Annotated in this window: 18 protein-coding genes and 1 pseudogene; 4 read left to right on the forward strand and 15 right to left on the reverse strand. The window is 66.2% G+C overall.

Annotated elements, in window-relative coordinates; translation table 11 throughout:
• Positions 1-555 precede the first annotated feature (555 nt).
• Positions 556-1,671, forward strand: coding sequence for a lytic transglycosylase domain-containing protein (locus WT26_RS07885; RefSeq protein WP_069272547.1), 1,116 nt, complete (start codon positions 556-558; stop codon positions 1,669-1,671).
• Positions 1,672-1,822: 151 nt separating this feature from the next.
• On the opposite strand, the gene WT26_RS07890 is transcribed toward WT26_RS07885, so the two are convergent.
• The 5 genes from WT26_RS07890 to WT26_RS07910 form a co-directional block, all read right to left on the reverse strand.
• Entirely contained in the window at positions 1,823-3,019 is a 1,197-nt protein-coding gene (locus WT26_RS07890; protein ID WP_069272548.1) for a pyridoxal phosphate-dependent aminotransferase, read from the reverse strand.
• Between the two features lie 74 nt (positions 3,020-3,093).
• The gene (gene nusB / locus WT26_RS07895) at positions 3,094-3,531 is read right to left on the reverse strand and encodes a transcription antitermination factor NusB (RefSeq protein WP_059529437.1); all 438 of its coding nucleotides are present in this window, start codon (positions 3,529-3,531) and stop codon (positions 3,094-3,096) included.
• Positions 3,528-4,049, reverse strand: a complete 522-nt coding sequence (gene ribH / locus WT26_RS07900; RefSeq protein ID WP_069272549.1) for a 6,7-dimethyl-8-ribityllumazine synthase — start codon at positions 4,047-4,049, stop codon at positions 3,528-3,530. Before ribH ends, nusB begins: the two co-directional genes overlap by 4 nt.
• 52 nt (positions 4,050-4,101) lie before the next feature.
• Positions 4,102-5,244, reverse strand: coding sequence for a bifunctional 3,4-dihydroxy-2-butanone-4-phosphate synthase/GTP cyclohydrolase II (gene ribBA / locus WT26_RS07905; RefSeq protein WP_059529440.1), 1,143 nt, complete (start codon positions 5,242-5,244; stop codon positions 4,102-4,104).
• Between the two features lie 130 nt (positions 5,245-5,374).
• Positions 5,375-5,893, reverse strand: coding sequence for a DUF1993 domain-containing protein (locus tag WT26_RS07910; RefSeq protein ID WP_069273710.1), 519 nt, complete (start codon positions 5,891-5,893; stop codon positions 5,375-5,377).
• A gap of 343 nt (positions 5,894-6,236) precedes the next feature.
• Between WT26_RS07910 and WT26_RS07915 the strand changes: the two genes are divergently transcribed.
• The gene (locus WT26_RS07915; RefSeq protein WP_069269953.1) at positions 6,237-7,406 is read left to right on the forward strand and encodes a GGDEF domain-containing protein; all 1,170 of its coding nucleotides are present in this window, start codon (positions 6,237-6,239) and stop codon (positions 7,404-7,406) included.
• A 231-nt stretch (positions 7,407-7,637) separates the two neighbouring features.
• Here the strand turns inward: WT26_RS07915 and WT26_RS07920 are convergent, their stop codons facing one another.
• The 6 genes and pseudogenes from WT26_RS07920 to WT26_RS07945 form a co-directional block, all read right to left on the reverse strand.
• A complete protein-coding gene (locus tag WT26_RS07920) occupies positions 7,638-7,952 on the reverse strand; it encodes a helix-turn-helix domain-containing protein (RefSeq protein ID WP_059590709.1) in 315 nt (104 codons plus the stop codon).
• Positions 7,949-8,293, reverse strand: coding sequence for a type II toxin-antitoxin system RelE/ParE family toxin (locus WT26_RS07925; protein ID WP_059590707.1), 345 nt, complete (start codon positions 8,291-8,293; stop codon positions 7,949-7,951). The genes WT26_RS07920 and WT26_RS07925 overlap by 4 nt, the downstream gene beginning before the upstream one ends.
• Positions 8,294-8,606: 313 nt before the next feature.
• Positions 8,607-9,229: pseudogene (locus WT26_RS07930) on the reverse strand (riboflavin synthase).
• A gap of 14 nt (positions 9,230-9,243) precedes the next feature.
• Positions 9,244-10,365, reverse strand: coding sequence for a bifunctional diaminohydroxyphosphoribosylaminopyrimidine deaminase/5-amino-6-(5-phosphoribosylamino)uracil reductase RibD (gene ribD / locus WT26_RS07935; RefSeq protein ID WP_069272550.1), 1,122 nt, complete (start codon positions 10,363-10,365; stop codon positions 9,244-9,246).
• Between the two features lie 15 nt (positions 10,366-10,380).
• Positions 10,381-11,664 carry a glutamate-1-semialdehyde 2,1-aminomutase gene (gene hemL / locus WT26_RS07940; RefSeq protein ID WP_059529450.1) on the reverse strand — a complete coding sequence of 428 codons (1,284 nt, stop codon included), beginning with the start codon at positions 11,662-11,664 and terminating at the stop codon, positions 10,381-10,383.
• Positions 11,665-11,806: 142 nt separating this feature from the next.
• Entirely contained in the window at positions 11,807-12,259 is a 453-nt protein-coding gene (locus WT26_RS07945) for a hypothetical protein (RefSeq protein WP_069272551.1), read from the reverse strand.
• 216 nt (positions 12,260-12,475) lie between these two features.
• On the opposite strand from WT26_RS07945, the gene WT26_RS07950 reads away from it, so the two are divergent.
• Complete coding sequence (locus tag WT26_RS07950) at positions 12,476-13,693, forward strand: Bcr/CflA family multidrug efflux MFS transporter (RefSeq protein WP_069272552.1); 1,218 nt, start codon at positions 12,476-12,478, stop codon at positions 13,691-13,693.
• Between the two features lie 418 nt (positions 13,694-14,111).
• Here WT26_RS07950 and WT26_RS37195 read toward each other — a convergent pair whose 3' ends face one another.
• The 4 genes from WT26_RS37195 to zwf all read right to left on the reverse strand — a co-directional run bounded on the left by WT26_RS37195 (position 14,112) and on the right by zwf (position 19,330).
• Positions 14,112-14,717, reverse strand: a complete 606-nt coding sequence (locus tag WT26_RS37195) for a hypothetical protein (RefSeq protein WP_155123082.1) — start codon at positions 14,715-14,717, stop codon at positions 14,112-14,114.
• A gap of 471 nt (positions 14,718-15,188) precedes the next feature.
• The gene (locus tag WT26_RS07955) at positions 15,189-17,117 is read right to left on the reverse strand and encodes a bifunctional transcriptional regulator/glucokinase (protein WP_069272553.1); all 1,929 of its coding nucleotides are present in this window, start codon (positions 17,115-17,117) and stop codon (positions 15,189-15,191) included.
• Positions 17,095-17,775 (reverse strand): 6-phosphogluconolactonase, encoded by a 681-nt coding sequence (gene pgl / locus WT26_RS07960; protein ID WP_059529472.1) that lies wholly within the window; start codon positions 17,773-17,775, stop codon positions 17,095-17,097. Before pgl ends, WT26_RS07955 begins: the two co-directional genes overlap by 23 nt.
• A gap of 85 nt (positions 17,776-17,860) precedes the next feature.
• Positions 17,861-19,330, reverse strand: a complete 1,470-nt coding sequence (gene zwf, locus WT26_RS07965) for a glucose-6-phosphate dehydrogenase (RefSeq protein ID WP_069272554.1) — start codon at positions 19,328-19,330, stop codon at positions 17,861-17,863.
• A gap of 432 nt (positions 19,331-19,762) precedes the next feature.
• Between zwf and WT26_RS07970 the strand changes: the two genes are divergently transcribed.
• Positions 19,763-21,010, forward strand: coding sequence for an ABC transporter substrate-binding protein (locus tag WT26_RS07970; RefSeq protein WP_059529479.1), 1,248 nt, complete (start codon positions 19,763-19,765; stop codon positions 21,008-21,010).
• Positions 21,011-21,017: the final 7 nt, after the last annotated feature.

Raw genomic sequence — 21,017 nt, forward strand, 5'->3', positions numbered from 1 at the left:
GGCGCAGCGGCCGGCTGCGACCCCGAATCGACCGACGATTTTACCCGGCCGGTCGCGCGACTGCCCGGCCGAGAAAAAAGTCGACCGCGCGCAAACCCCCTACGGCACGGGGCTTGCGCTTCTGAAGGGGGCTTTATAATTACTTTTTGTTATAGTTTTAAGGTTTTATAGTGTTGACGATCTATAAAACCCTGCTAGAATCCGCTCACATTGGCTGCAGGGTAAAAGGCTTCGAGCCGCCAATCACCGATCTTTGACGCAGCGCGTCACCGTCCGCCGACACCTGCACGGCGTATCCGACGGCCTTAGTCGTAGTCTCAGCCAGCGCCACCAGACGCTGGTTTTTTGCGTGGGTGCCACCGCGTATGCCCGCCTTCATATGGATATGAAGGCGTCGGCCCTGTCTTGCCGTGGCCTCGAACGGTACTTATACCGTTTCCCCGATGTCTGCACGTCCCGACCAAGGCGTGCGGCGTCGTGATTCCGCGGCGCGTTACCTGTCTCGCCATCGAGCTGAGCGAGCCGCACGAGTCATGTTCATGGGAGATGATCTGAATGAACGCTTGGTTATCGTGGCGTCCTAGCGAGCAGCATGCGCAATTCGTGCGCAGCATGCTGCGGCGCGGGACGCGTGTCAGTCACCATCTATTCAGCGTTGTCGGCTGTCTCGCGGTCGCGGTTGCACTCGCACTGTGGCTGCTGCCAACCGTGCGCGGCACGCTCGCCGCGAAGCTGATGCCGGTCGTATCCGCGGCCGTGCAAGCCGGGCCGGCCCGTCTGCTGACCGGCCATCCGCTGCCGAACTTCGCGCCCGCCGGCGCGCAGCCGCAGCAGGAAGACAGCCCTGAAACGGACGCGCTTGCGGTCGGCCTCGACGTCGCATCGGACGCTGTCGCGCAGAACGACGCGGCCGATGCGTCCCGCAACGGCCCGTCGCCCGTCGCGCTGGCGAAGCTGATCCCGACCCAGCGCGTGGCGGCCGATGCGCGCGACGACCGTGCGCTCGCGTCGAATCGCGAACAGGCGCTTGTCGCGACCTACCTGTCGCGCCGTTACCGCGTCGCGCAGGAGCCGCTCGGCCAGCTCGTCAAGGCCGCGTTCCAGACCGGCCGTGACGTCGGCCTCGATCCGCTGCTGCTGCTGTCCGTGATGGCGATCGAATCGGGCTTCAACCCGTATGCCGAAAGCGGCGTCGGCGCGAAGGGCCTGATGCAGGTCATGTCGAAGGTTCATTCCGACAAGTTCGAGTATTTCGGCGGCACCGATACCGCACTGCAGCCGCTCGCGAACCTCCAGGTCGGTGCGCTCGTGCTGAAGGACTGCATTGCGCGTGGCGGTTCGCTCGCGAACGGCCTGCGCCTGTATAACGGCTCGACGAATCCGGACGACACCGCATACGGCGCGAAGGTGATGGCCGAGCGCGGTCGCCTGCGCGACGTGTCGCATGGCCGCAGCGTGCCGGTCAACGCGCCGCAGGCGCCGGCGAAGCCGATCGTCACGGCTGCCGCCGTGACCGCGGCAGCGGGCGGTGCGAAGCGCGTGCATGCGACGCTCGAAGCGGCCCAGCCGCTGACGGCGAAGACGGCCGCGCCGAAGGCGCAGCAGCAGGACGACGCGAGCGTCGATACCGCGAAGCAGTCGCACGGCGACCGTTCGGAGCTCGGCGCGTAACGCGAGCAGCATCCCCGCCGGAAACGAAAAAGCACCCAATGGGTGCTTTTTTCGTTTCTGCGCCGGCAAATAGCGGGTTTCGCGGCCGGGCTCGCCGTGACGTGCGCCGCCGCGCTTCGGCTCGCGCCCGCGCGGCGATGTGCGCGGCCGGTCAGCGCAGCCGGAACAACGTCGCGAGCCGTTCGACCGCTTCCTCGAGCCGCGAGTAGGCCGTCGCATAGGACAGGCGGATATAGTCACGCGGCGCATGGACACCGAAGTCCATGCCGGGCACCAGCACGACCCCCGCGTCGTGCAGCATCGCCGTCGTGAGCGCGGCGCTGTCGCCGGCCGCCGGGTGGGCGACGCCGCCGCAGTGTGCGTACACATAGAACGCGCCGTCCGGCATCACGGGCACCGTGAAGCCGAGCCGTTCGAGCGCCGGTGCGATGAAATCGCGGCGGCGCTTGAATTCGAGCCGGCGCGCTTCGTAGATGTCGAGCGCGGCGGGCTCGAAGCACGCGAGCGCCGCATGCTGCGCGAGCGCGGACGGGCAGATGAACAGGTTCTGCGCCAGCTTCTCGAACGTGCCGACCAGGGCGGGCGGCACGACCAGCCAGCCGAGCCGCCAGCCCGTCATGCTGAAGTACTTGGAGAAGCTGTTCACGGTGACGACGTCGTCGCCGAATGAAAGCGCCGACACGGGCGCCGCGTCGTAGCTGAGCCCCTGGTAGATCTCGTCGACGATCGTGAAACCGCCGCGTGCGCGCACGGCTTCGACGATCCGTTTCAGCTCGTCCGGTTCGAGCGACGTGCCGGTCGGGTTCGACGGCGATGCGAGCAGCACACCGCGCGTGCGGTCGCCCCAGCGCGTGCGGACGTCGTCCTCGGTGAGCTGGAAGCGCGCGTCCGGGCCGCTCGGCACGAGCACCGCGCGGCCTTCGGCCGCCGCGACGAAGTGCCGGTTGCACGGATACGACGGGTCGGGCATCAGCACCTCGTCGTCACGCCCGACGAGCGCGAGGCACGCGAGCAGCAGCGCAGCCGACGCGCCGGCCGTCACGACGATCCGTTCCGGGCTGATCGTGAGGCCGTAGGCACGCGCGTAGTGCGCGGCGATCGCTTCGCGCAGCGGCGCAATGCCGAGCGCGCTCGTATATTGCGTGACGCCGCGGCGCAGTGCCGCGGCCGCAGCCTCGACGACCGGCTCCGGCGCGGTGAAATCCGGCTCGCCGATGCCCATGTGGATAACATCGCGCCCGGAGGACTCGAGACGCTGTGCCTCCTTCATCAGTTCCATCACGTAGAAGGGCTGGATCGCGTCGACGCGTGCGGCGAGCTTGACGAGCGAATCGGTGGCGGTATTCATCGGGCGGGCAGGGCGAGGGGGGCGTGACGAAAGAAAAAAACGGGCGCATGCGCGCCCGTTCCGGACCAACGGTATCAGCTGTTGCGGCGCGCCTGCGTTTCGGCGGGGCGCAGCTTCGCGGCGAGCTTGTCGAGCACGCCGTTCACGTACTTGTAGCCGTCGGAGCCGCCGAACGTCTTCGCGAGTTCGACGGCTTCGTTGATGATCACGCGGTACGGCGTTTCGACGTGGTGCGTGAGCTCGAACGTCGCGATGAGCAGCACGGCGCGTTCGACCGGCGACAACTGGTCGATCGGGCGGTCGAGCGACGGCGTCAGCGCTTCGACGAGCGTGGCGTGCTCGCGGATCACGCCGTGCAGGATCGCGTCGAGCAGCTCCTTGTCAGCCTTGTCGTAACCGAGCGCGCCGCGCAGTTGCGCGTCGATCTCGCCGGAGGACGCGTTCGACAGCAGCCACTGGTACAGCCCCTGCGTCGCCAGCTCGCGCGATTGTCGGCGGGCGCTCTTCTTCATGCGCGCTCCTCTTCGTCGTCTTCGTCCTCTTCTTCGTCCTCCTCGTCGTCGTCGCCGAGCTGGTCGAGCGCCATCGTCAGGTTGGCCATCTCGACGGCGACGCGCGCGGCGTCACGACCCTTTTCGGTCATGCGCGCGACGGCCTGCTCGTCGTTTTCGGTCGTCAGGACCGCGTTTGCGATCGGCAGGTTGAAGTCGAGGCCGATGCGGGTGATGCCCGCGCCGCTCTCGTTCGACACGAGTTCGAAGTGGTAGGTCTCGCCGCGAATCACCGCGCCGAGCGCGATCAGCGCGTCGAACTGGCCGCTTTCCGCGAGCTTCTGCAGCGCGAGCGGGATTTCCAGCGCGCCGGGCACCGACACGAGCAGCACGTCTTCACCGGTGACGCCGAGGCGTTCCAGTTCCTCGACGCACGCATCGGCGAGGCCGTTGCACACCGGCTCGTTGAAGCGCGATTGCACGATGCCGATCCGCAGGCCGTCGCCTTCGAGATTCGGTTGGTATTGTCCGATTTCCATGATCTGTCCGTGGTGTGGATGAACGGTTATAGGGCGAAAGCGCCGTGGCGGGTTACGCGTGGGACGCCGGGCAGGACTTGGCTTCGCCGCCGGGCATCGGAATGAAGCCCGTGACTTCCAGGCCGTAGCCGGACATGCTGCCCAGCTTGCGCGGATTCGACAGCACCTGCATCTTGCCGACGCCGACATCGCGCAGGATCTGCGCGCCGATGCCGAACGTCTTGAAATCGACCGGCCGGCGCTTCAGCACAGCGGCCTTTTCTTCCTCGTCGAACGCCTTGAAGACGTCGATCAGGTGTTCCTTCGTGTCGCCGCAGTTGAGCAGCACGATCACGCCGAGGTCGCGCTCCGCGATCTCGCGCATCGCGGCGTCGAGCGTCCACGAGTGCGTCGACACGCCCGTTTCGAGCAGGTCGAGCACCGACAGCGGCTCGTGCACGCGCACCGGCGTATCGACGTCGGGCGACGGCGCGCCGCGCACCAGCGCGATGTGCGGCGAGCCGCTCGGCTGGTCGCGGTAGAGCACCGCGCGGAAGGTGCCGTGCGCGGTCTGCATCGTACGCTCGGCGATCCGCTCGATGATCGATTCGGTGCGGCTGCGGTACTGGATCAGGTCGGCGATCGTGCCGATCTTCAGGTTGTGCTCCTGCGCGAATTCGATCAGGTCGGGCAGGCGCGCCATCGTGCCGTCGTCCTTGATGATCTCGCAGATCACCGCGGCCGGCGTGAGGCCGGCGAGCGCGGTGAAGTCGCAACCGGCCTCGGTGTGGCCCGCGCGCACGAGCACGCCGCCCGGCTGCGCCATGATCGGGAACACGTGGCCCGGCTGCACGATGTGCTCGGGGCGCACGTCGTGCGCGACCGCCGTGGCGATCGTATGCGCACGGTCGGCGGCCGAGATGCCGGTCGTCACGCCTTCGGCCGCTTCGATGCTGACCGTGAACGCGGTGCCGTACTGCGTGCCGTTGCGGTAGGTCATCAGCGGCAGGTGCAGCTGCTTGCAGCGTTCCTGCGTCAACGTCAGGCAAATCAGGCCGCGGCCGTACTTGGCCATGAAGTTGATCGCTTCCGGCGTGACGAATTCGGCGGCGATCACGAGATCGCCTTCGTTTTCGCGGTCTTCTTCGTCGACCAGGATCACCATCCGGCCGGCTTTCAGCTCGGCGATGATGTCGAGCGTGGAGGCGAGCGTCATAAGGGGGCGAGAAAGAGGAAAGTGCGTATTTTACGCCAGCCGGACGGCGTTTCGGCTGGCGCGGGCGGGGCCGGCCGCGGAACGGGTCCGACACGGCCGCCGCGCCGCCCGGACCAGCGGCCGGGGCGCGTCACATGCGGCCGTCGCGGCCGCCGAGAAAATCGAGCTTGCCGAGCTCGACGCCGCTGTGGCGCAGGATGTCGTACGCGGTCGTCACGTGGAAGAAGAAATTGGGCAGCACGAAATTGAGCAGGTACGACTGGCCGGTGAACTCGATCGGGCCGACACGCATCTTCAGCACGATCTGGCGCGTCTCGCTGCCGTCGATCTGCGCGGCGTCGAAGCTTTTCAGGTAGTCGATCGTCTTCTGGATACGTGCGTGCAGTTCGTCGAAGGTCTGCTCGACGTCCGGGTAGCTCGGAATCTCGACGCCGGCGAGGCGCGCGGCGCAGCCCTTGGCCGTGTCGGTCGCGATATAGACCTGGCGGACGAGCGGCAGCATGTCCGGGTACAGGCGGGCGCCGACGAACACCGACGGATCGATCTGCTTTTCGGCCGCATGCGCCTGCGCCTTGCCGAGGATGTGCTGAAGATTGGTCAGGCCACGGATCAGCACGGGCAGCGAAGCCTGGTACATCGAGATGGACATGGGCGTTTCCTCGAAGGGGACGATCGTGCGCGCGCCGGCGCGCGATGCCGTGGTGCAGCGGGAGCGGTGCAATGGCCGCTGCAGCATCATAGCGCGGCGGCATCGCGCGTGCGCGACGCTGGCCGAACGGTCAGGGCCGGCGTGCGCATGGCCGGACGGGCGAGTCGCGACCGGCAGTCCGTACCGGGTAGAATGCGCGCACCACCACCGCCTCGCCGGCGGACAGACCACAACGCCGGGCTGCGTATTGCCCGCGCCGACGGCCATCATGCCGACCGGTTTCGCGCGCCGATGGCGGCGCGCGCGACGGCGTTTGGCGATTTCGATCGGATGCCCCCCGGACATGTCGACTCCCGCCGTTCTGCTGCTCGTCCTGCTGATCAATTGCGTCGCGACGTCGGCGGTGCTCGGCTCGCTGTGGCGTGCCGACGTGCCGGGCGTGCGCCGCTGGCTCGCGTCGCAGGCATTGCTCGCGATTGCGGTCGGTGCGCTGCTCGCCGCGCCGTCGTCGCCGGTGGCCGTCCTGGTCGCCGTCGTGCCGTACGTGTGCGCGACGCTCGCGATCCTGCAGGGCTTCCGGCAATTCTTCGGCGTGCGGCCCGTGTATCGGACGGAGCTGGCCGCGGCCGCGCTGCTGGTCGCGGCGGTCGTCTGGTGTGCACGGGACGAAGCGCTGTCGAACCTGCGCGTCGTATTCGTGTCCGTGATTGCCGTGTATGTTCGCATCGCGATCGGCTGGCTCGCGTATTGCCGGCGCCCCGCGCACCGTCCGGCGTTTGCCTACGGATTTGTGTGGGTGGTCGCGATTGCCGGCGCGATCGTCCAGTTCGCGCGCGGCGTCGCGTTCGCGCTCGGGCACGGCGGCGACGCGTCGCTGCTGCACGCGACGCCGTTGAACGTCGCGTTCGTCGCACTTGCCGTGCTGAGCCTGTCGTGCCTGTCGATGGGCGTCGTGATGCTGGCGCACGACCGCATCGCGGAACGCCTCGAGCGGCTTGCGACCGTCGACGGCCTGACGGGCGCGCTGATGCGCGGGGCCTTTCTCGAGCAGGCCGAACAGCGGTGCGGGCGCGCGGCGCGTGCCGGCTCGCCGCACTCGCTCGTCATCGTCGACCTCGACAACTTCAAGGCCATCAACGATCGCCACGGCCATGCGGCGGGCGACCAGGCGCTCGTGCATTTTGCGGCGGTGATGGCGGGGGGCATCCGGTCTCGCGACCTGTTCGGGCGGCTGGGCGGAGAGGAGTTCGCGGTGCTGTGCCCCGATACGCCCGCGGATGAAGCGGCGCGGGTGATCGATCGCCTGCGCGCATCGCTGGCGGGCGCTGCCGCCGGGTCGACCCGTGGCGGCGTCAGGTTCACGTTCAGCGCGGGTGTCGCCGAGCGCGTTGCCGGCGAGCCGCTGTCGCAGCTGATGGCCCGGGCCGATGCCGCACTGTATGCGGCGAAGGCGGCCGGGCGCGACCGCGTGATCGTCGCCGCGCACGCGCAGCGCGCCGACGTGGCGGCCTGACGCGCGGCGGGCGACGCCGGGCGATCAGTCCTGCGGCGTGCCTGCCGAAGGCGACGTCGACAGCATCCGCTCGACGTATCGCGCTGCGTTGAGTCTGGCGGGAAAGCTACGCCCCAAATAGCCGGGGTCGAGAAAGGCCGCTCGTATACCGTCAGCAATACCGTCGCGTCGTGTTGCTTGTAACGAGGCGCTGATAGGCGATGCTGGACGGCGCCTGCAATCGGACATCATTCAGAGCGTTTCCAGCATCCGAAGCGTTTCCGGGTGCTTGGCGACCAGTCGGATCAGCGTGGCGGCCTGTGCGTTGGGTTTGGCCTTGCCTTGTTCCCAATTCTGATACGTGCGCACGTTGATGCGCAGGCTTCGAGCCATGACAGCTTGAGATGCGTGAGATGCTTCGCGCACGGCCTTGATTTCGGCCGGCGAAACGTCGAGCGCATCGGGCACCTCGGCCTTGATCTTGCGCAGTGTGATTTTCTCTTCGCGCTCGGCAGCAAGGGCGTCGAGACCCTCAGTCAATTCAGCAAACAGATTTCGCTTCTTCATTGCTTGCTCCGTATCGTGACCTCTCTTTCCAGTAGCTTCGCGAAGGCTTTCCGCTCGTCACTGGTCAGGTCTGCCATTTCATCCTTGTCGTACAGCGTGAACAACCAGAATTGATAACCGCTAACCCAGTAGTAATAGATCACTCGTAGGCCACCGCGTTTGCCTTTCTGGCGACGTTTGTCAGCGAACCTCAGCTTCCGCAGACCGCCGGTTCCCTTGATCAAGTCACCGGCCTCGGGATTAGCCAGCAGCTCTTTCTGCAGCACGGCGTACTCATCATCCGCGAGGTAGTTCTCGCGTTCACGGGAAAATGGCGGCAGTTCGATGAAGGTCGCATGCACCGGTGAATTATACGCTATCTGCGTATAATTGCAACGATATGCGTTGGCGAGCGCGCCGGGCCCAATCGGCTTGTTCGCCGGGCGTAACCTTCTCTTGGTAGGAATGCTCCCTTTTTCTATGCCGTCGCCGGAGCGAGCATTGAAAGACCTGGCCAGCGATGGGGGAGTGGGCGCCTGATCGCGAGTTGCCGCGGCGTAGTGCGTTTTGAGCGGACCGAAGGGCTGAAAAACCCGACGCGCCGGGTCCAAAGGGCAAAGAGTTACGCAGTCGCCGATGCGGCGACTGCTCGCGGAACGCTGCTTCCCGCAGCGGTCAGCGATGTTGTGTGGGCGTTGCGCTCGACAACATCCGCTCCACATACCGCGCAATCATGTCGATTTCGAGATTCACCTGGCTGCCCGCCCGCAGGTGACGCAGTGTCGTGACCTCGACCGTATGCGGAATCAGGTTGATCGAGAACTCGCAGCCGTCGGCGCGGTCCGCAACCGAGTTCACGGTCAGGCTCACGCCGTCGACCGTCTCTTGTACGCGAGACAGCGGCCGAGCTCGCGCGGCGCGACGATGCGCAGTTCGTGCGACTCGCCGACCGGCGCGAAGCGCGACACGGTGCCGAAGCCGTCGACGTGACCCGATACGATGTGCCCGCCGAGGCGATCGTGCGCGCGCAGCGCCTTCTCGAGGGTCACTTCGCCGGGTTGGGCGAGGCCGACCGTGCGGTTCAGGTTTTCGCGCGACACGTCGACGTCGAACGCGGTGTCGGTTTTTTAGATCACGGTCATGCACGCGCCCTGGATCGCGATGCTGTCGCCCGGCGCGACATCGGCGAGGTCGCGCCCGCCGGCCAGCACGGTCAGGCGCATGCCGGCGTCGGCCGACGCACCGAGCGGCCGGATCGATTCGATACGGCCGACAGCCGCGACAATGCCGGTAAACATCGTGACGATCCCGTTCAGTGCGCGGCGTCCGCCGGCGTGAAGCGCGCGAGGATCCGCAGATCGTCGCCGATCCGCTCAATGCTGTGAAATGAGAGCCGCGTGCGCGCATCGAGGCTCGCCGGCGCGGCGAGGTCGAACATGCCAGCCGCATCGCCGCCCAGCAGGCTCGGTGCGAGATAGACGAGCAACTCGTCGACGCACTGTTCGCGCAGCAGCGAGCCGTTCAGCTTGTGGCCGGCCTCGACGTGCAGTTCGTTGACGCCGCGTGCGCCGAGCGCCGCCAGCATCGCGGGCAGGTCGACCTTGCCGTGCGCATTCGCGAGCGGCACGATTTCCGCGCCGCGCGCCTTCAGCACCTTCGCCCGCACTTCGCCGGCGGCGTCGAGCCGGCCGCAGAAGATCAGCAGCGGGGCGCCTTCGAGCAGCCGCGCGTCGAGCGGCAGGTCGAGGCGGCTGTCGACCAGGATGCGCTGCGGCTGGCGCGGCGTGTCGATTCCGCGCACGGTCAGCAGCGGGTTGTCCTCGCGCACGGTACCGATGCCGGTCAGGATCGCGCAGGCGCGCGCACGCCACGCGTGCCCGTCGAGGCGCGCGGCCTCGCCGGTGATCCACTGGCTTTCGCCGGACGGCAGCGCGGTGCGGCCGTCGAGCGACGCGGCGGTCTTCATCCGTACCCACGGGCGGCCGCGTGTCATCCGCGACACGAAGCCGATGTTCAGTTCGCCGGCTTCATGCGCGAGCAGCCCGCAGCGGACGTCGATGCCGGCGTCGCGCAGCATTCCGAGGCCGCGCCCCGATACCTGCGGGTTCGGGTCTTCCATCGCGGCGACGACCTTCGCGACGCGCGCGTCGATCAGCGCGTTCGCGCACGGCGGCGTGCGGCCGAAATGGCTGCACGGTTCGAGCGTGACGTAGACGGTCGAGCCCGCGACGTCGTAGCCGCGCGCGCGCGCGTCCTTCAGCGCCTGGACTTCCGCGTGATCCTGGCCGGCCGGCTGCGTGAAGCCTTCGCCGATCACGTCGCCGTCCTTGACGATCACGCAGCCGACACGCGGGTTCGGTGCCGTCGTATACATGCCGCGCGCGGCGAGCGCGAGCGCACGCTGCATGTGGGCGAAATCGATATCCGAGAACATGCGCGCGGACCCGGGTCAGGCAGCGAGTGCGGCGAACGCGCGGCGCGCGGCCGCGAGCGTCGCGTCGATCACCGCGTCGTCGTGCGTGCTCGACACGAAGCCGGCCTCGTACGCGGACGGCGCGAAATACACGCCTTCGTCGAGCATCAGGTGGAAGAAGCGGTTGAAGCGCTCGGTGTCGCTCTTCGTGACTTCGGCGAAGCGGGTCGGCACGCGTTCGGCGAAGTAGAGGCCGAACATCGCGCCGATCGAGTCGGCCGCGAACGGCACGCCGGCCGCGCGCGCTTCGGCCGCGAGGCCGTCGGCGAGCCGCTTCGTCTGCGCGGTGAGCGCATCGTAGAAGCCCGGCGCCTGGATCAGTTGCAGCGTCTTCAGCCCCGCGGCGACCGCGATCGGGTTGCCCGACAGCGTGCCGGCCTGGTAGACGCCGCCGAGCGGCGCGAGGTGGGCCATGATGTCGCGGCGGCCGCCGAACGCGGCAGCCGGCATCCCGCCGCCGATCACCTTGCCGAGGCAGGTGAGGTCGGCCGTGATCCCGTAGTAAGCCTGCGCGCCGCCGAGCGCGACGCGGAACCCGCACATCACTTCGTCGAAGATCAGCACGGCGCCGTGCTTCGTGCACAGTGCGCGTAGCGCGTCGAGGAATTCCGGCGTGCCGCGCACGAGGTTCATGTTGCCCGCGACCGGCTCGACGATCACGGCGGCGATCTCGTCGCCGAACGCGCCGAACGCTTCCTCGAGCGCGGCGACGTTGTTGTATTCGAGGACGGTCGTGTGCTTCGCGATGTCGGCGGGCACGCCGGCCGACGTCGGGTTGCCGAACGTCAGCAGGCCCGAGCCGGCCTTCACGAGCAGGCTGTCCGCGTGGCCGTGGTAGCAGCCCTCGAACTTGACGATGCGGCTGCGGCCCGTGAAGCCGCGCGCGAGGCGCAGCGCGCTCATCGTGGCCTCGGTGCCGCTCGACACCATCCGCACCTGCTCGATCGACGGCACGAGCTTGCAGATTTCCTCGGCGATCTCGATCTCGGCTTCGGTCGGTGCGCCGAACGAGAAGCCGTCGGCGAGCACGTTCTGCACGGCCGACAGCACTTCAGGATGGACGTGGCCGACGATCATCGGGCCCCACGAGCCGATGTAGTCGATGTACTGCTTGCCGTCGGCATCCCAGAAATACGGGCCTTGCGCGCGCGCGACGAAGCGCGGCGTGCCGCCGACCGAACGGAATGCGCGCACCGGCGAGTTGACGCCGCCGGGAATGGTCTTCTGGGCGCGTTCGAAGAGGATCTGATTGTTGGACATGGGCGAAACCTGCGAGAGAAGGGCGCGGGGGCCTGTGCACGGGCCGCGGCGCCTGGGCGGAACGATCGTCCGATTGTACCGGAGACGCGCGCGGCGGGCCCGCGGCGCGGTCTGCGGCCTTTCGGCGCGTGGGGATTCGGCCCTAGCGCGCCGGCTTGCGCTTGCCGGTCAGCTCGGCCCAGCGCTTCTCGAGCGGGCCTTCGACCATCGGCTTGATCGCGGTGCCGGAGCTTTGGGCATCCCAGGTCTGTACCGAGTACGGGTGCACGCGCAGCGCGTCGCGCGGAATCACGACGTCCTGGTGCGCGTCGACCAGCCAGTCGTAGACGAAGTCGATGCACAGCCGGTAGCCGCGCTTCGTTGCCGGATCGGCTACCTCGTACGGTGCGCGTGTCACGTAGCCGGAGCCGAACACGCCCTTGGGCGGCTGCGCGACGCGGTGCAGGAACACCCGGTCGCCCGGCAGGATGCCGCGCGCGAAGCCGCAGCCCCACACGTCATGCACGGCCTCGCCGGCCTTCACGCGCGCGGCGACGTCGGGCAGTTCGGGCCACGGCCATTTCTTGGGGCTCCAGATCAACAGGAAAGCAGTCATCGGTTCGGTCGGGACGGGGATTGGTCAGACAAGGGAAGCAAGCTTAATCCAATCGGCGCACGGCGGCGCGCCGCGCGCGCGGGTTGGCGCCGAATCAGGTGGCGTGAAAAAGTTGCGCGTACAATCATGGGCTTGGCGGCGCCGCACCCGGCTGCCGCGCTCCCGTCTTCACCGCCACGCGCGCCCCGATGCGCGCGGGCTCCATTCCGGATACCCATGTCTCACGTCGTCCGGCGCCGGCCCGATGCCCGGCTGATCCTGTTGCTCGGCGCGCTCGCCGCCTGCGGGCCGATCGCTACCGACATGTACCTGCCGAGCCTGCCGTCGATCGCCGACGGCTTCTCCGTCAGCCCCGGCGCCGCGCAGCGCACGCTGACCAGTTTCATGGCCGGCTTCTCGGTCGGCATGCTGCTGTACGGCCCGCTGTCCGACACGTGGGGCCGCCGGCCCGTGCTGCTCGGCGGCATCGCGCTGTTTACGCTCGCGAGCATCGGCTGCTTCGTGTCGAACTCGATCGACATGCTGATCCTCGTGCGTTTCCTGCAGGCGCTCGGCGCCGGCGCGGCGTCGGTGCTGTCGCGTGCGATCGCGCGCGACGCGCACGAGCCGACCGACGCGGCGAAGGTGCTGTCGATGGTCGCGATCGTCACTGCGGTCGGGCCGCTGCTGGCGCCGCTGATCGGCGGGCAGATCCTGCGTTTCTCGGGCTGGCGCGGCGTGTTCGTCGTGCTGGCCGTGTTCGGCGCGGTGTGCGCGACGACCGCGTACCTGCGCGTGCCCGAAACCTGGCCGAAGGAGCGGCGCAAGAGCGCGGCCGTGCTCGCGTCGTTCGCATCGTACGGGCGCATCCTGTCCGATCCCGTCGCATGGGGGCACATGCTGTGCGGCGGGATGGCGTTCGCGTCGATGTTCTCGTACATCACCGCGACACCGTTCGTCTACATCGAGTATTTCCACGTGTCGCCGCAGCACTACGGGCTGCTGTTCGGCCTGAACGTGGTCGGCATCATGATCGGCAACTTCACGAACACGCGGCTGGTCGGCCGCGTCGGCTCGCTGCGCATCATCGCGGCCGCGTCGCTGGTGAGTTGCATCGCGTCGCTCGCGGTCGCGCTCGTCGCGCTGACGGGGTGGGGCGGGCTGTGGTCGATCGTCGTGTGCCTGTTCTTCGTCGTCGGCGTGGTCGGGATCCTGTCCGCGAACTGCACGACCGACCTGATGCATCGTTATCCGCACAATGCGGGCGCGTCGGCGGCGGTGTTCGGCGCGATGCAGCTTGCGCTCGGCGCGCTGGCGAGCGTCGCGATCGGCGCACTCGCGGACGGCACGCCGTTCGCGATGGGCGTGACGATCGGCGTCACCGGCGTGCTGTGTTTCGTCGGGCGCTGTCTCGTATTGCATTGGCACGGACGGCCCGTGCCAGCCGGGGCTTGAGCGGCGCGGCGGGATTGGCGGAGGAAGGACGACCGACGGGGGCGCGAATGCAGCGGAGCGACTACGGCGCAGTCGTGAATTCGTGTTCGCGATCACGCCGCTAAAGTGGATGAAAGGGAGTGGGTTGGTGTTTCCTTAATGTGCGCGAATCCATTTTAAAAATTTCCCCCAAAGTCCCTTCTGGTCGCGAGGTTCTTCGTGTTTTTTGTCGGAGGAAAGATGGTCGAGCACAAAATCTGAAATGCCTTCTATTGTTGGCGGGCAGTCTGGATTGTTTATTATTGGCATTTCAAAGTGCTGGAACACTCTTATTAAAAACAAGGAAATGTCATCGTGATAGATTTTAAAATCTTCGAGTATATTTGTGTTTTTTGATACTTCGCTTCGCTCAATGAATGCGATTTCCTTGACGAAAATGTCAATTACTGTTTCGATTATCTCTTCTTTCGAGGGGATTGGTTGAGATTTGGTTTCCATGTCTTGCATCATATGCACATTTTCCTATGAGGGCTGCATCAATGACACCCATTGCTATGGCACCCACTCCAGAGGCCCGGCCAAGTACTCCAAATACGCGAACCGTGCCGAAAGTCTTCTTGGCGAAATTTGCCATCGGGCCGTGAGGCAATAATAGCCTCGGGAAAAATTTAATGCCGATGTCGCTAAGAATATTGGTGTATTTGCTTGAGTTTCCTATCACGGGGTGTCCCAGTAGCGATTTTTTAATGGGAATCCCGCCTGCTCCAATTAAAATTGTTGCCCCGGTTAATCCGTAATATTCTTTTGCGCACCGCCACAGATCCGTTCCGATGGATTCGACCGACTTTTTGACGTCGATGGGTGGTGAAAAGTGCAATACTTCATAACCGACATGGTTTTTTGAGGGGATGGCAATAATCCCGCTTGTATTGCTGGAAAATCTGTTGAGCTCGAGTGATAGTTGTGATGCGTTGGGTTTGAAGCTATTGCCGGTCGTGTGATTTATTTCTCTTATTCCGGATCTTGTTTCAAAGTTGAATGGCATTGGTTCCTCGGGTTTAATTATTGTTGCGTTGTCGTGGGTGACTTGGCGGCTGATTAAAGGCTGATTCCGTGCTCGCGATCGAATTGCACAAAGATGAGCGGATCGCGAAGGCAGATAAATCAGCCCTTTGTTGGTTATTTCGGTGCGGGTGCATATCGATAACCCATTGGTTTGTGTGCATCTAGTCGTGTTTGGGTGTTGTTGTATAAGACGGCTGACTACGAGGATATCCGAATTTCGGACAACTCGATCTCCTCCGGCAATTTATGCAGCATTGTCATGGAGGCGCATCCCTTGTCACCGTTGGTGATACAACCTGAATTGCACAGTCGTTACTTTGTTGCGCAGTGTTAATTCGTCGATTTGCCCACTGCGGCACGTCAAGTAAATCTCCCAATGCAAAACACCCCGAACACTGGACCTGAATCCAGCGTTCGGGGTGTCGTGTATCGACGGCGTCCCGTCGAAGCGTCAGTCCCGCGCGACGTCCTTCGCCGCCGGCGACGCGCCGTGACTCAGCCAGTCGAGCACGTCGGCCGTTTCGTCGTCGCTCGCTCGCGCGCGCGCCTGCGCGACGGCCTCGGTCAGCTCCGCGTTCGGCGCCGCGCGGCGGATCGCGACGCCGACCGCGAGGATGTCGATCATCAGCAGATGCAGGATCCGCGAGATCATCGACAACTGCGATTCGCGCATCTCGATGTGGTCGGTTTCGAGCGCGACGGTCGCGCGCTTCGCGAGCGGCGTGTTGCTCGACGTGATCGCGATCACCTTCGCGCCGGCCTGCATCGCGACGTCGAGCACGCGCAGCAGTTCGGGCGCGCGCCCCGACTTCGACACCGCGACGATCACGTCGCCCTTGCCGAGCAGCGCGGCCGATGCCGCCTGCATGTACAGGTCGCCGTACGCAATCGTCGGAATGCCGAAGCGGAAGAACTTGTAATGCGCGTCCTGCGCGACGATGTTCGAGTTGCCGAGCCCGTAGAACTCGATGCGCCGCGCGCCGTTCAGGATCTCGATCGCGTTCTCGACGTGCTCGAAGTTCAGGTGCTCGCGCAGCTGCAGGATCGCGGACACCGTGTTGTCGAGCACCTTCGCGCCGAAGTCGGTGGCCGTGTCGCCGAGATGCACCTGGCTGTGGCTCATCGGGATCGTGCCGGTGAGGCCGGTCGCGAGCTTCAGCTTGAAATCCGACAGCCCCTGGCAGCCGAGCGAGCGGCAGAACCGGATCACCGTCGGCTGGCTCACGTCGGCCTTGCGCGCGATGTCGACGATCGGGTCGTTGATGATCGAGCGCGGATGGTTCAGCGCGAGATCGGCGACGCGGCGCTCGGCCGGCGTCAGTGCGTCGCGCATCTGGCGGATCCGTTCGAACACGGCCGACGACGCGCCGCCCGAGCGGTTCGACAACTGCTCCGCGAGGATCGCGGATACGCCGAGGAACGCCGGGTATTCGGCGGTGATCAGGTAGGTCGGGATGTTCTCGAGATAGCGCGTGAAGCGGCCTTTCGCCTCGAAGCGCGCGCGGAACGACGAGCGCGTGAACAGTTCGCCGAGCTTCAGCGCGACGCCGCCGCCGATGTACACGCCGCCGAGCGCGCCGAGCGTCAGCGCGACGCTGCCCGCGAACGCGCCGAGAATCCCGCAGAAGCATTCGACCGTCTCGAGCGCGAGCGCGTCGCCCGCGTGCGCGCGCTCGACGATCTCGACCGTATCGACGGTCGCGGCGACGCGCTTCTTGTCGCGCGCGGCGAGCGCGCGATAGATGATTTCCATGCCGGGCCCCGCGCACACGCGTTCGAACGACACGTGCGGAAACTTCTTGCGCGCATACTGCAGCACCAGATCTTCGCGCTCGTCCTGCGGTGCGAACGACGCGTGGCCGCCCTCGCTGCCGAGCGCGATCCAGCGGTCGTCGGCCGGAATCAGCCCCGACACGCCGAGCCCGGTGCCGGGCCCGAGCAGCCCGATCACGCTGTTCTGGCGGCGCGTGCCGCCGCCGATCTGCACGCGCTGCGCGTCGGTCAGGCCCGGCAGCGCCATCGCAAGCGCGGTGAAATCGTTGACGACGAGCAGCGTGTCGAAGCCGAGCGCGCGACGCGTCGCCTCGATCGAGAAGCTCCAGTCGTGGTTGGTCATCGTGACCTGGTCGCCGTCGACCGGATTGGCGATCGCGATCGCCGCGTGGTTCACGCGACTGATCTTCACGTCCTTCAGGTATTTGCGGATCGCGTCCGTGAGCGTCGGATAGTCGGCGCCGGGATACACGCGGATCTGCGTGATGTCGCCCGGGCCGGTTTCCAGCGCGAAGCGCGCGTTGGTGCCGCCGACGTCCGCGAGCAGGCGCGGGCCGTCGGCATGCTGGCCCGCGACAACGGCCTTACTTTGCGCACCAGTAGACATCGAGCTGGGTCCCCTTGTCGTTGGCCAGTTGGGAAATCGCGTTCTTCTGCAGCGAGGCGGCCGCGGCGTCGAGCACCGCGCGCTTGCGTTCGCCCGCGATCAGCAGGAACAGCCGGTCGACGCGCTTCAGTGCATCGAGCGAATAGCTCACGCGCGCATGCGGCGCCGCACCGGGATGCACGGCGACGAAGCGTTCGGGCGTCGTGATCGCGTGGTCCCATTCGGGCGCATCGGCGAAGATCGATGCGGTATGGCCGTCCTCGCCCATGCCGAGCACGGCGACGGTCGGCACGCGGTAATCGGCGTTCGCGTTGAGCGCGGCGACGTGCGCGTCGAGCGACACGCGCGTGTCGACGAGCGGCAGGAAGCGGGCCGGAGCCGCGGCGTGCTGCAGCAGCGTGTCGCGCACCAGGTGCGCGTTGCTGGCCGCGTCGTCCTCCGGCACCCAGCGGTCGTCGACCAGCGTCACGTCGACGCCGGCCCAGTCGAGCGCCGTATGCGACAGCGTTTGCAGGAACGGGCGCGGGCTCGTGCCGCCTGACACCGCGAGCGTCGGGCGCGCGGGGCCGGCGAGTGCGGCGCGCAGCGCATCGCCGACGGCGCGCGCGAGCGCTTCGCTTTGCGCTTCCTGGGTGTCGAAAGCGTGGATCTCGATCACATCTCCTCCGGACTGCTTTGTCTGTTCAAATCGTACGAATCGTGGGGCACGTCGCCGCGTACGAAGACGTGGCGGCGACGTTGAATCAGTTCTCTTCCTCGAGCCAGCAGGTGTCGTGCTGCGCGAGCATCGCGCTCGCCGCGGCCGGCCCCCACGTGCCCGCCGCGTACGGCTTCGGCGGCTTCAGCGTGCGTGCCCATTCGTTCAGGATCGGTTCGACCCAGCGCCATGCGGCTTCCTGTTCGTCGCGGCGCACGAAGAGGGCGAGACGGCCGTTGATCACGTCGAGCAGCAGGCGCTGGTACGCCTCCATCTGCCCTTCCTTGAAGAACTGGTCGAACGCGAGGTCGAGGTGCACGCTCGCGAGGTTCATCCCTTCGCCCGGCTGCTTGGCGAGGCAGTACAGGCGGATCGTCTCGTTCGGCTGCAGCCGGATCACGAGGCGGTTCGAGCCGGGACGCAACGCGGTGGGCCCGAGCGCCGAGTGCGGCACCGGGCGGAAATTGACGACGATCTCCGCGACGCGGTCGGCCAGACGCTTGCCGGTGCGCAGGAAGAACGGCACGCCGGCCCAGCGCCAGTTCTCGATCTCGACCTTCAATGCGACGAAGGTTTCGGTCTGGCTGTCGGGTTTCACGCCCGGCTCGGTCGCGTAGGCCGGTACCTGCGCGCCCTTGATCACGCCCGCATGATACTGGCCGCGCACGGCCACCTTGCCGATGTCGCGCGGATCGACCGGCTTCAGCGCGCGCAGCACGCGCAGCTTCTCGTCGCGCACGGAATCCGAATCCATCGAATGCGGCGGCTCCATCGCGACGATCGACAGCAGCTGCAGCAGGTGGTTCTGCACCATGTCGCGCAGCGCGCCCGTATTGTCGTAGAAATCGCCGCGTGCCTCGACGCCGAGCTCCTCGGCGATCGTGATCTGGATGCTCTCGACCCATTCGCGGCGCCATAGCGGCTCGAACAGCGCATTGCCGAAGCGCAGCGCGAGCAGGTTCTGCACCGGTTCCTTGCCGAGGTAATGGTCGATCCGGTAGATCTGGCCTTCCGTGAAGATCTCGCCGACTGCGTCGTTGATCGCGTTCGACGATTTCAGGTCGTAGCCGAGCGGCTTCTCGAGCACGATGCGCGCGCCTTCGTTCAGGCCGACCGATGCGAGCGCATTGCAGATCGGCACGAACAGCGACGGGCCCGTCGCCAGGTAGAACACGCGGATGCCGGGCAACGGGTCGACCGTGTCGCGCAGCAGTACGTAGTCTTCCGCACGGCCGAGGTCGAGCTTCACGTACTCGATGCGCTCGACGAAGCTTTTCCAGGCGGCCTCGTCGAACGCGCCGCGCGATGCCTTCGCCGCGTGCGGCTTCACATGTTCCTCGACCCACTCGAGATACTCGGCGAGATCGGCCGAGTGACGCGCGACCGCGACGATCCGGCCGCTCGCCGCCAGCATGTTCGCGCGGTGCGCTTCGAACAGCGCGGGCAGGATCTTGCGCATCGACAGATCGCCGGTGCCGCCGAAAAGTACGAAGGTAAAGCTGGAATCGGTATGCATGTGTCTCCGCCGTGTTTGGGGGTGCTCGGAAGCGATCCGTAGTGCGATAAAAATATTTTTGACACTGAATTGTAGTTTAACTACAATCCGCCGCAAGGGGTAGCACCTGGGTGAAGAAAAAAAGAAGTGCGGTCGATGAACTGCGCGAGCTTCGCCTTCGGGAACGCCTTGTGCCGAATGTTATCGGACATTGACGGCGCGCATCGTCAGCGCGGCGTCGGCCCCGGGCTCGCGCCGCAGCATCGCGGCGGGCCAGAAACACAAAGAGGAGACACGCCGTTGAATCTCGATTCACGCTTTCTGTAAGAGCCCGGCCGGTCATCGGCCCCGTACGCTGCATGCGTCCCGCGGCTCGATTTCCCCGTCGTTATCAAGAAGCCGGTTCCCCGTTGGGGAACCTCACGAGTTGATTCAGTCTGGAGGAGATAAGTAATGAAAGTTCGCTCGATCATGGGTGCGCTCTGCGCGGCAGGTCTGATGGCTGGCGCCGCGGCGGCGCAGGCAGCCGAGAATGTAACGGTGCTGCACTGGTGGACCTCGGGCGGCGAGTCGAAGGCCGTCGGCGTGCTGAAGGACGACGTGCAGAAGCAGGGCTACGTGTGGAAGGACTTCGCGGTCGCGGGCGGCGCGGGCGCAGCGGCGATGACCGCGCTGAAGACCAAGGTGATCAGCGGCGACGCACCGTCGGCCGCGCAGATCAAGGGCCCGCTGATCCAGGACTGGGCCGACCAGGGCGTGCTCGTCAACATCGATTCCGCTGCCGGCGACTGGAAGCAGAACCTGCCGCCGGAAATCGACAAGATCATCAAGTACAAGGGCCACACCGTCGCGGCGCCGTTCTCGGTGCACCGCGTGAACTGGCTCTATATCAACAAGGCCGCGCTCGACAAGGTCGGCGCGAAGGTGCCGACCACCTGGCCTGAATTCTTCGCGGTGGCCGACAAGCTGAAGGCCGCGGGCATCCAGCCGGTCGCGATGGGCGGCCAGCCGTGGCAGGACCTGACGCTGTGGGAAGACGTCGTGCTGTCGCAGGGCCCGGCGTTCTACAGGAAGGCGCTGGTCGACCTCGACCAGGCGACGCTGACGTCGCCGCAGATGCTGTCCGTGTTCGACACGGTGCGCAAGATCCAGGGTTACTTCGATACCGGCCGTAACGGCCGCGACTGGAACCTCGCGACCGCGATGGTGATCAACGGCAAGGCCGGCATGCAGTTCATGGGCGACTGGGCGAAGGGCGAGTTCGAGAACGCCGGCAAGAAGGCGGGCAAGGACTACATCTGCGCGGCGGTGCCGGGCACGGCGAATGCCTACACGTTCAACGTCGACTCGTTCGTGTTCTTCCAGCAGAAGGGCGAGAAGGCCGCGACGCCGGGCCAGCTCGCGCTCGCGAAGACGATCATGACGCCGGACTTCCAGGAGCAGTTCAGCCTGCTGAAGGGCTCGGTGCCGGTGCGCCTCGGCGTGAAGATGGACAAGTTCGACGACTGCGCGAAGAAGTCGTACGCCGACGAGCAGACCGCGATCAAGTCGGGCGGCTTCGTGCCGTCGCTCGCGCACGGGATGGCGCAGGGCGACGCGACCGCCGGCGCGATCACGGACGTCGTGACGAAGTTCATGAACTCGCAGCAGGATTCGAAGAGCGCGGTCGCCGCGCTCGCGAAGGCCGCGAAGGTCAAGTAACGCGCGA

It is taken from the genome of Burkholderia cepacia, from assembly GCF_001718835.1.
Lineage (GTDB): Bacteria > Pseudomonadota > Gammaproteobacteria > Burkholderiales > Burkholderiaceae > Burkholderia > Burkholderia cepacia_F.

Coding starts and splice junctions, on each gene's coding strand:
- WT26_RS07890 (WP_069272548.1), bottom strand. CDS start 3,019: ATGAATACCGCCACCGATTCGCTCGTCAAGCTCGCCGCACGCGTCGAC.
- WT26_RS07950 (WP_069272552.1), top strand. CDS start 12,476: ATGTCTCACGTCGTCCGGCGCCGGCCCGATGCCCGGCTGATCCTGTTG.
- zwf (WP_069272554.1), bottom strand. CDS start 19,330: ATGCATACCGATTCCAGCTTTACCTTCGTACTTTTCGGCGGCACCGGC.
- ribH (WP_069272549.1), bottom strand. CDS start 4,049: ATGGAAATCGGACAATACCAACCGAATCTCGAAGGCGACGGCCTGCGG.
- WT26_RS07945 (WP_069272551.1), bottom strand. CDS start 12,259: ATGACTGCTTTCCTGTTGATCTGGAGCCCCAAGAAATGGCCGTGGCCC.
- ribBA (WP_059529440.1), bottom strand. CDS start 5,244: ATGACGCTCGCCTCCACGCTCGACATCATCGCCGAGCTGAAAGCCGGC.
- WT26_RS07970 (WP_059529479.1), top strand. CDS start 19,763: ATGAAAGTTCGCTCGATCATGGGTGCGCTCTGCGCGGCAGGTCTGATG.
- ribD (WP_069272550.1), bottom strand. CDS start 10,365: ATGTTCTCGGATATCGATTTCGCCCACATGCAGCGTGCGCTCGCGCTC.
- WT26_RS07915 (WP_069269953.1), top strand. CDS start 6,237: ATGTCGACTCCCGCCGTTCTGCTGCTCGTCCTGCTGATCAATTGCGTC.
- WT26_RS07910 (WP_069273710.1), bottom strand. CDS start 5,893: ATGTCCATCTCGATGTACCAGGCTTCGCTGCCCGTGCTGATCCGTGGC.
- WT26_RS07885 (WP_069272547.1), top strand. CDS start 556: ATGAACGCTTGGTTATCGTGGCGTCCTAGCGAGCAGCATGCGCAATTC.
- WT26_RS07920 (WP_059590709.1), bottom strand. CDS start 7,952: ATGAAGAAGCGAAATCTGTTTGCTGAATTGACTGAGGGTCTCGACGCC.
- WT26_RS07955 (WP_069272553.1), bottom strand. CDS start 17,117: ATGTCTACTGGTGCGCAAAGTAAGGCCGTTGTCGCGGGCCAGCATGCC.
- nusB (WP_059529437.1), bottom strand. CDS start 3,531: ATGAAGAAGAGCGCCCGCCGACAATCGCGCGAGCTGGCGACGCAGGGG.
- hemL (WP_059529450.1), bottom strand. CDS start 11,664: ATGTCCAACAATCAGATCCTCTTCGAACGCGCCCAGAAGACCATTCCC.
- WT26_RS37195 (WP_155123082.1), bottom strand. CDS start 14,717: ATGCCATTCAACTTTGAAACAAGATCCGGAATAAGAGAAATAAATCAC.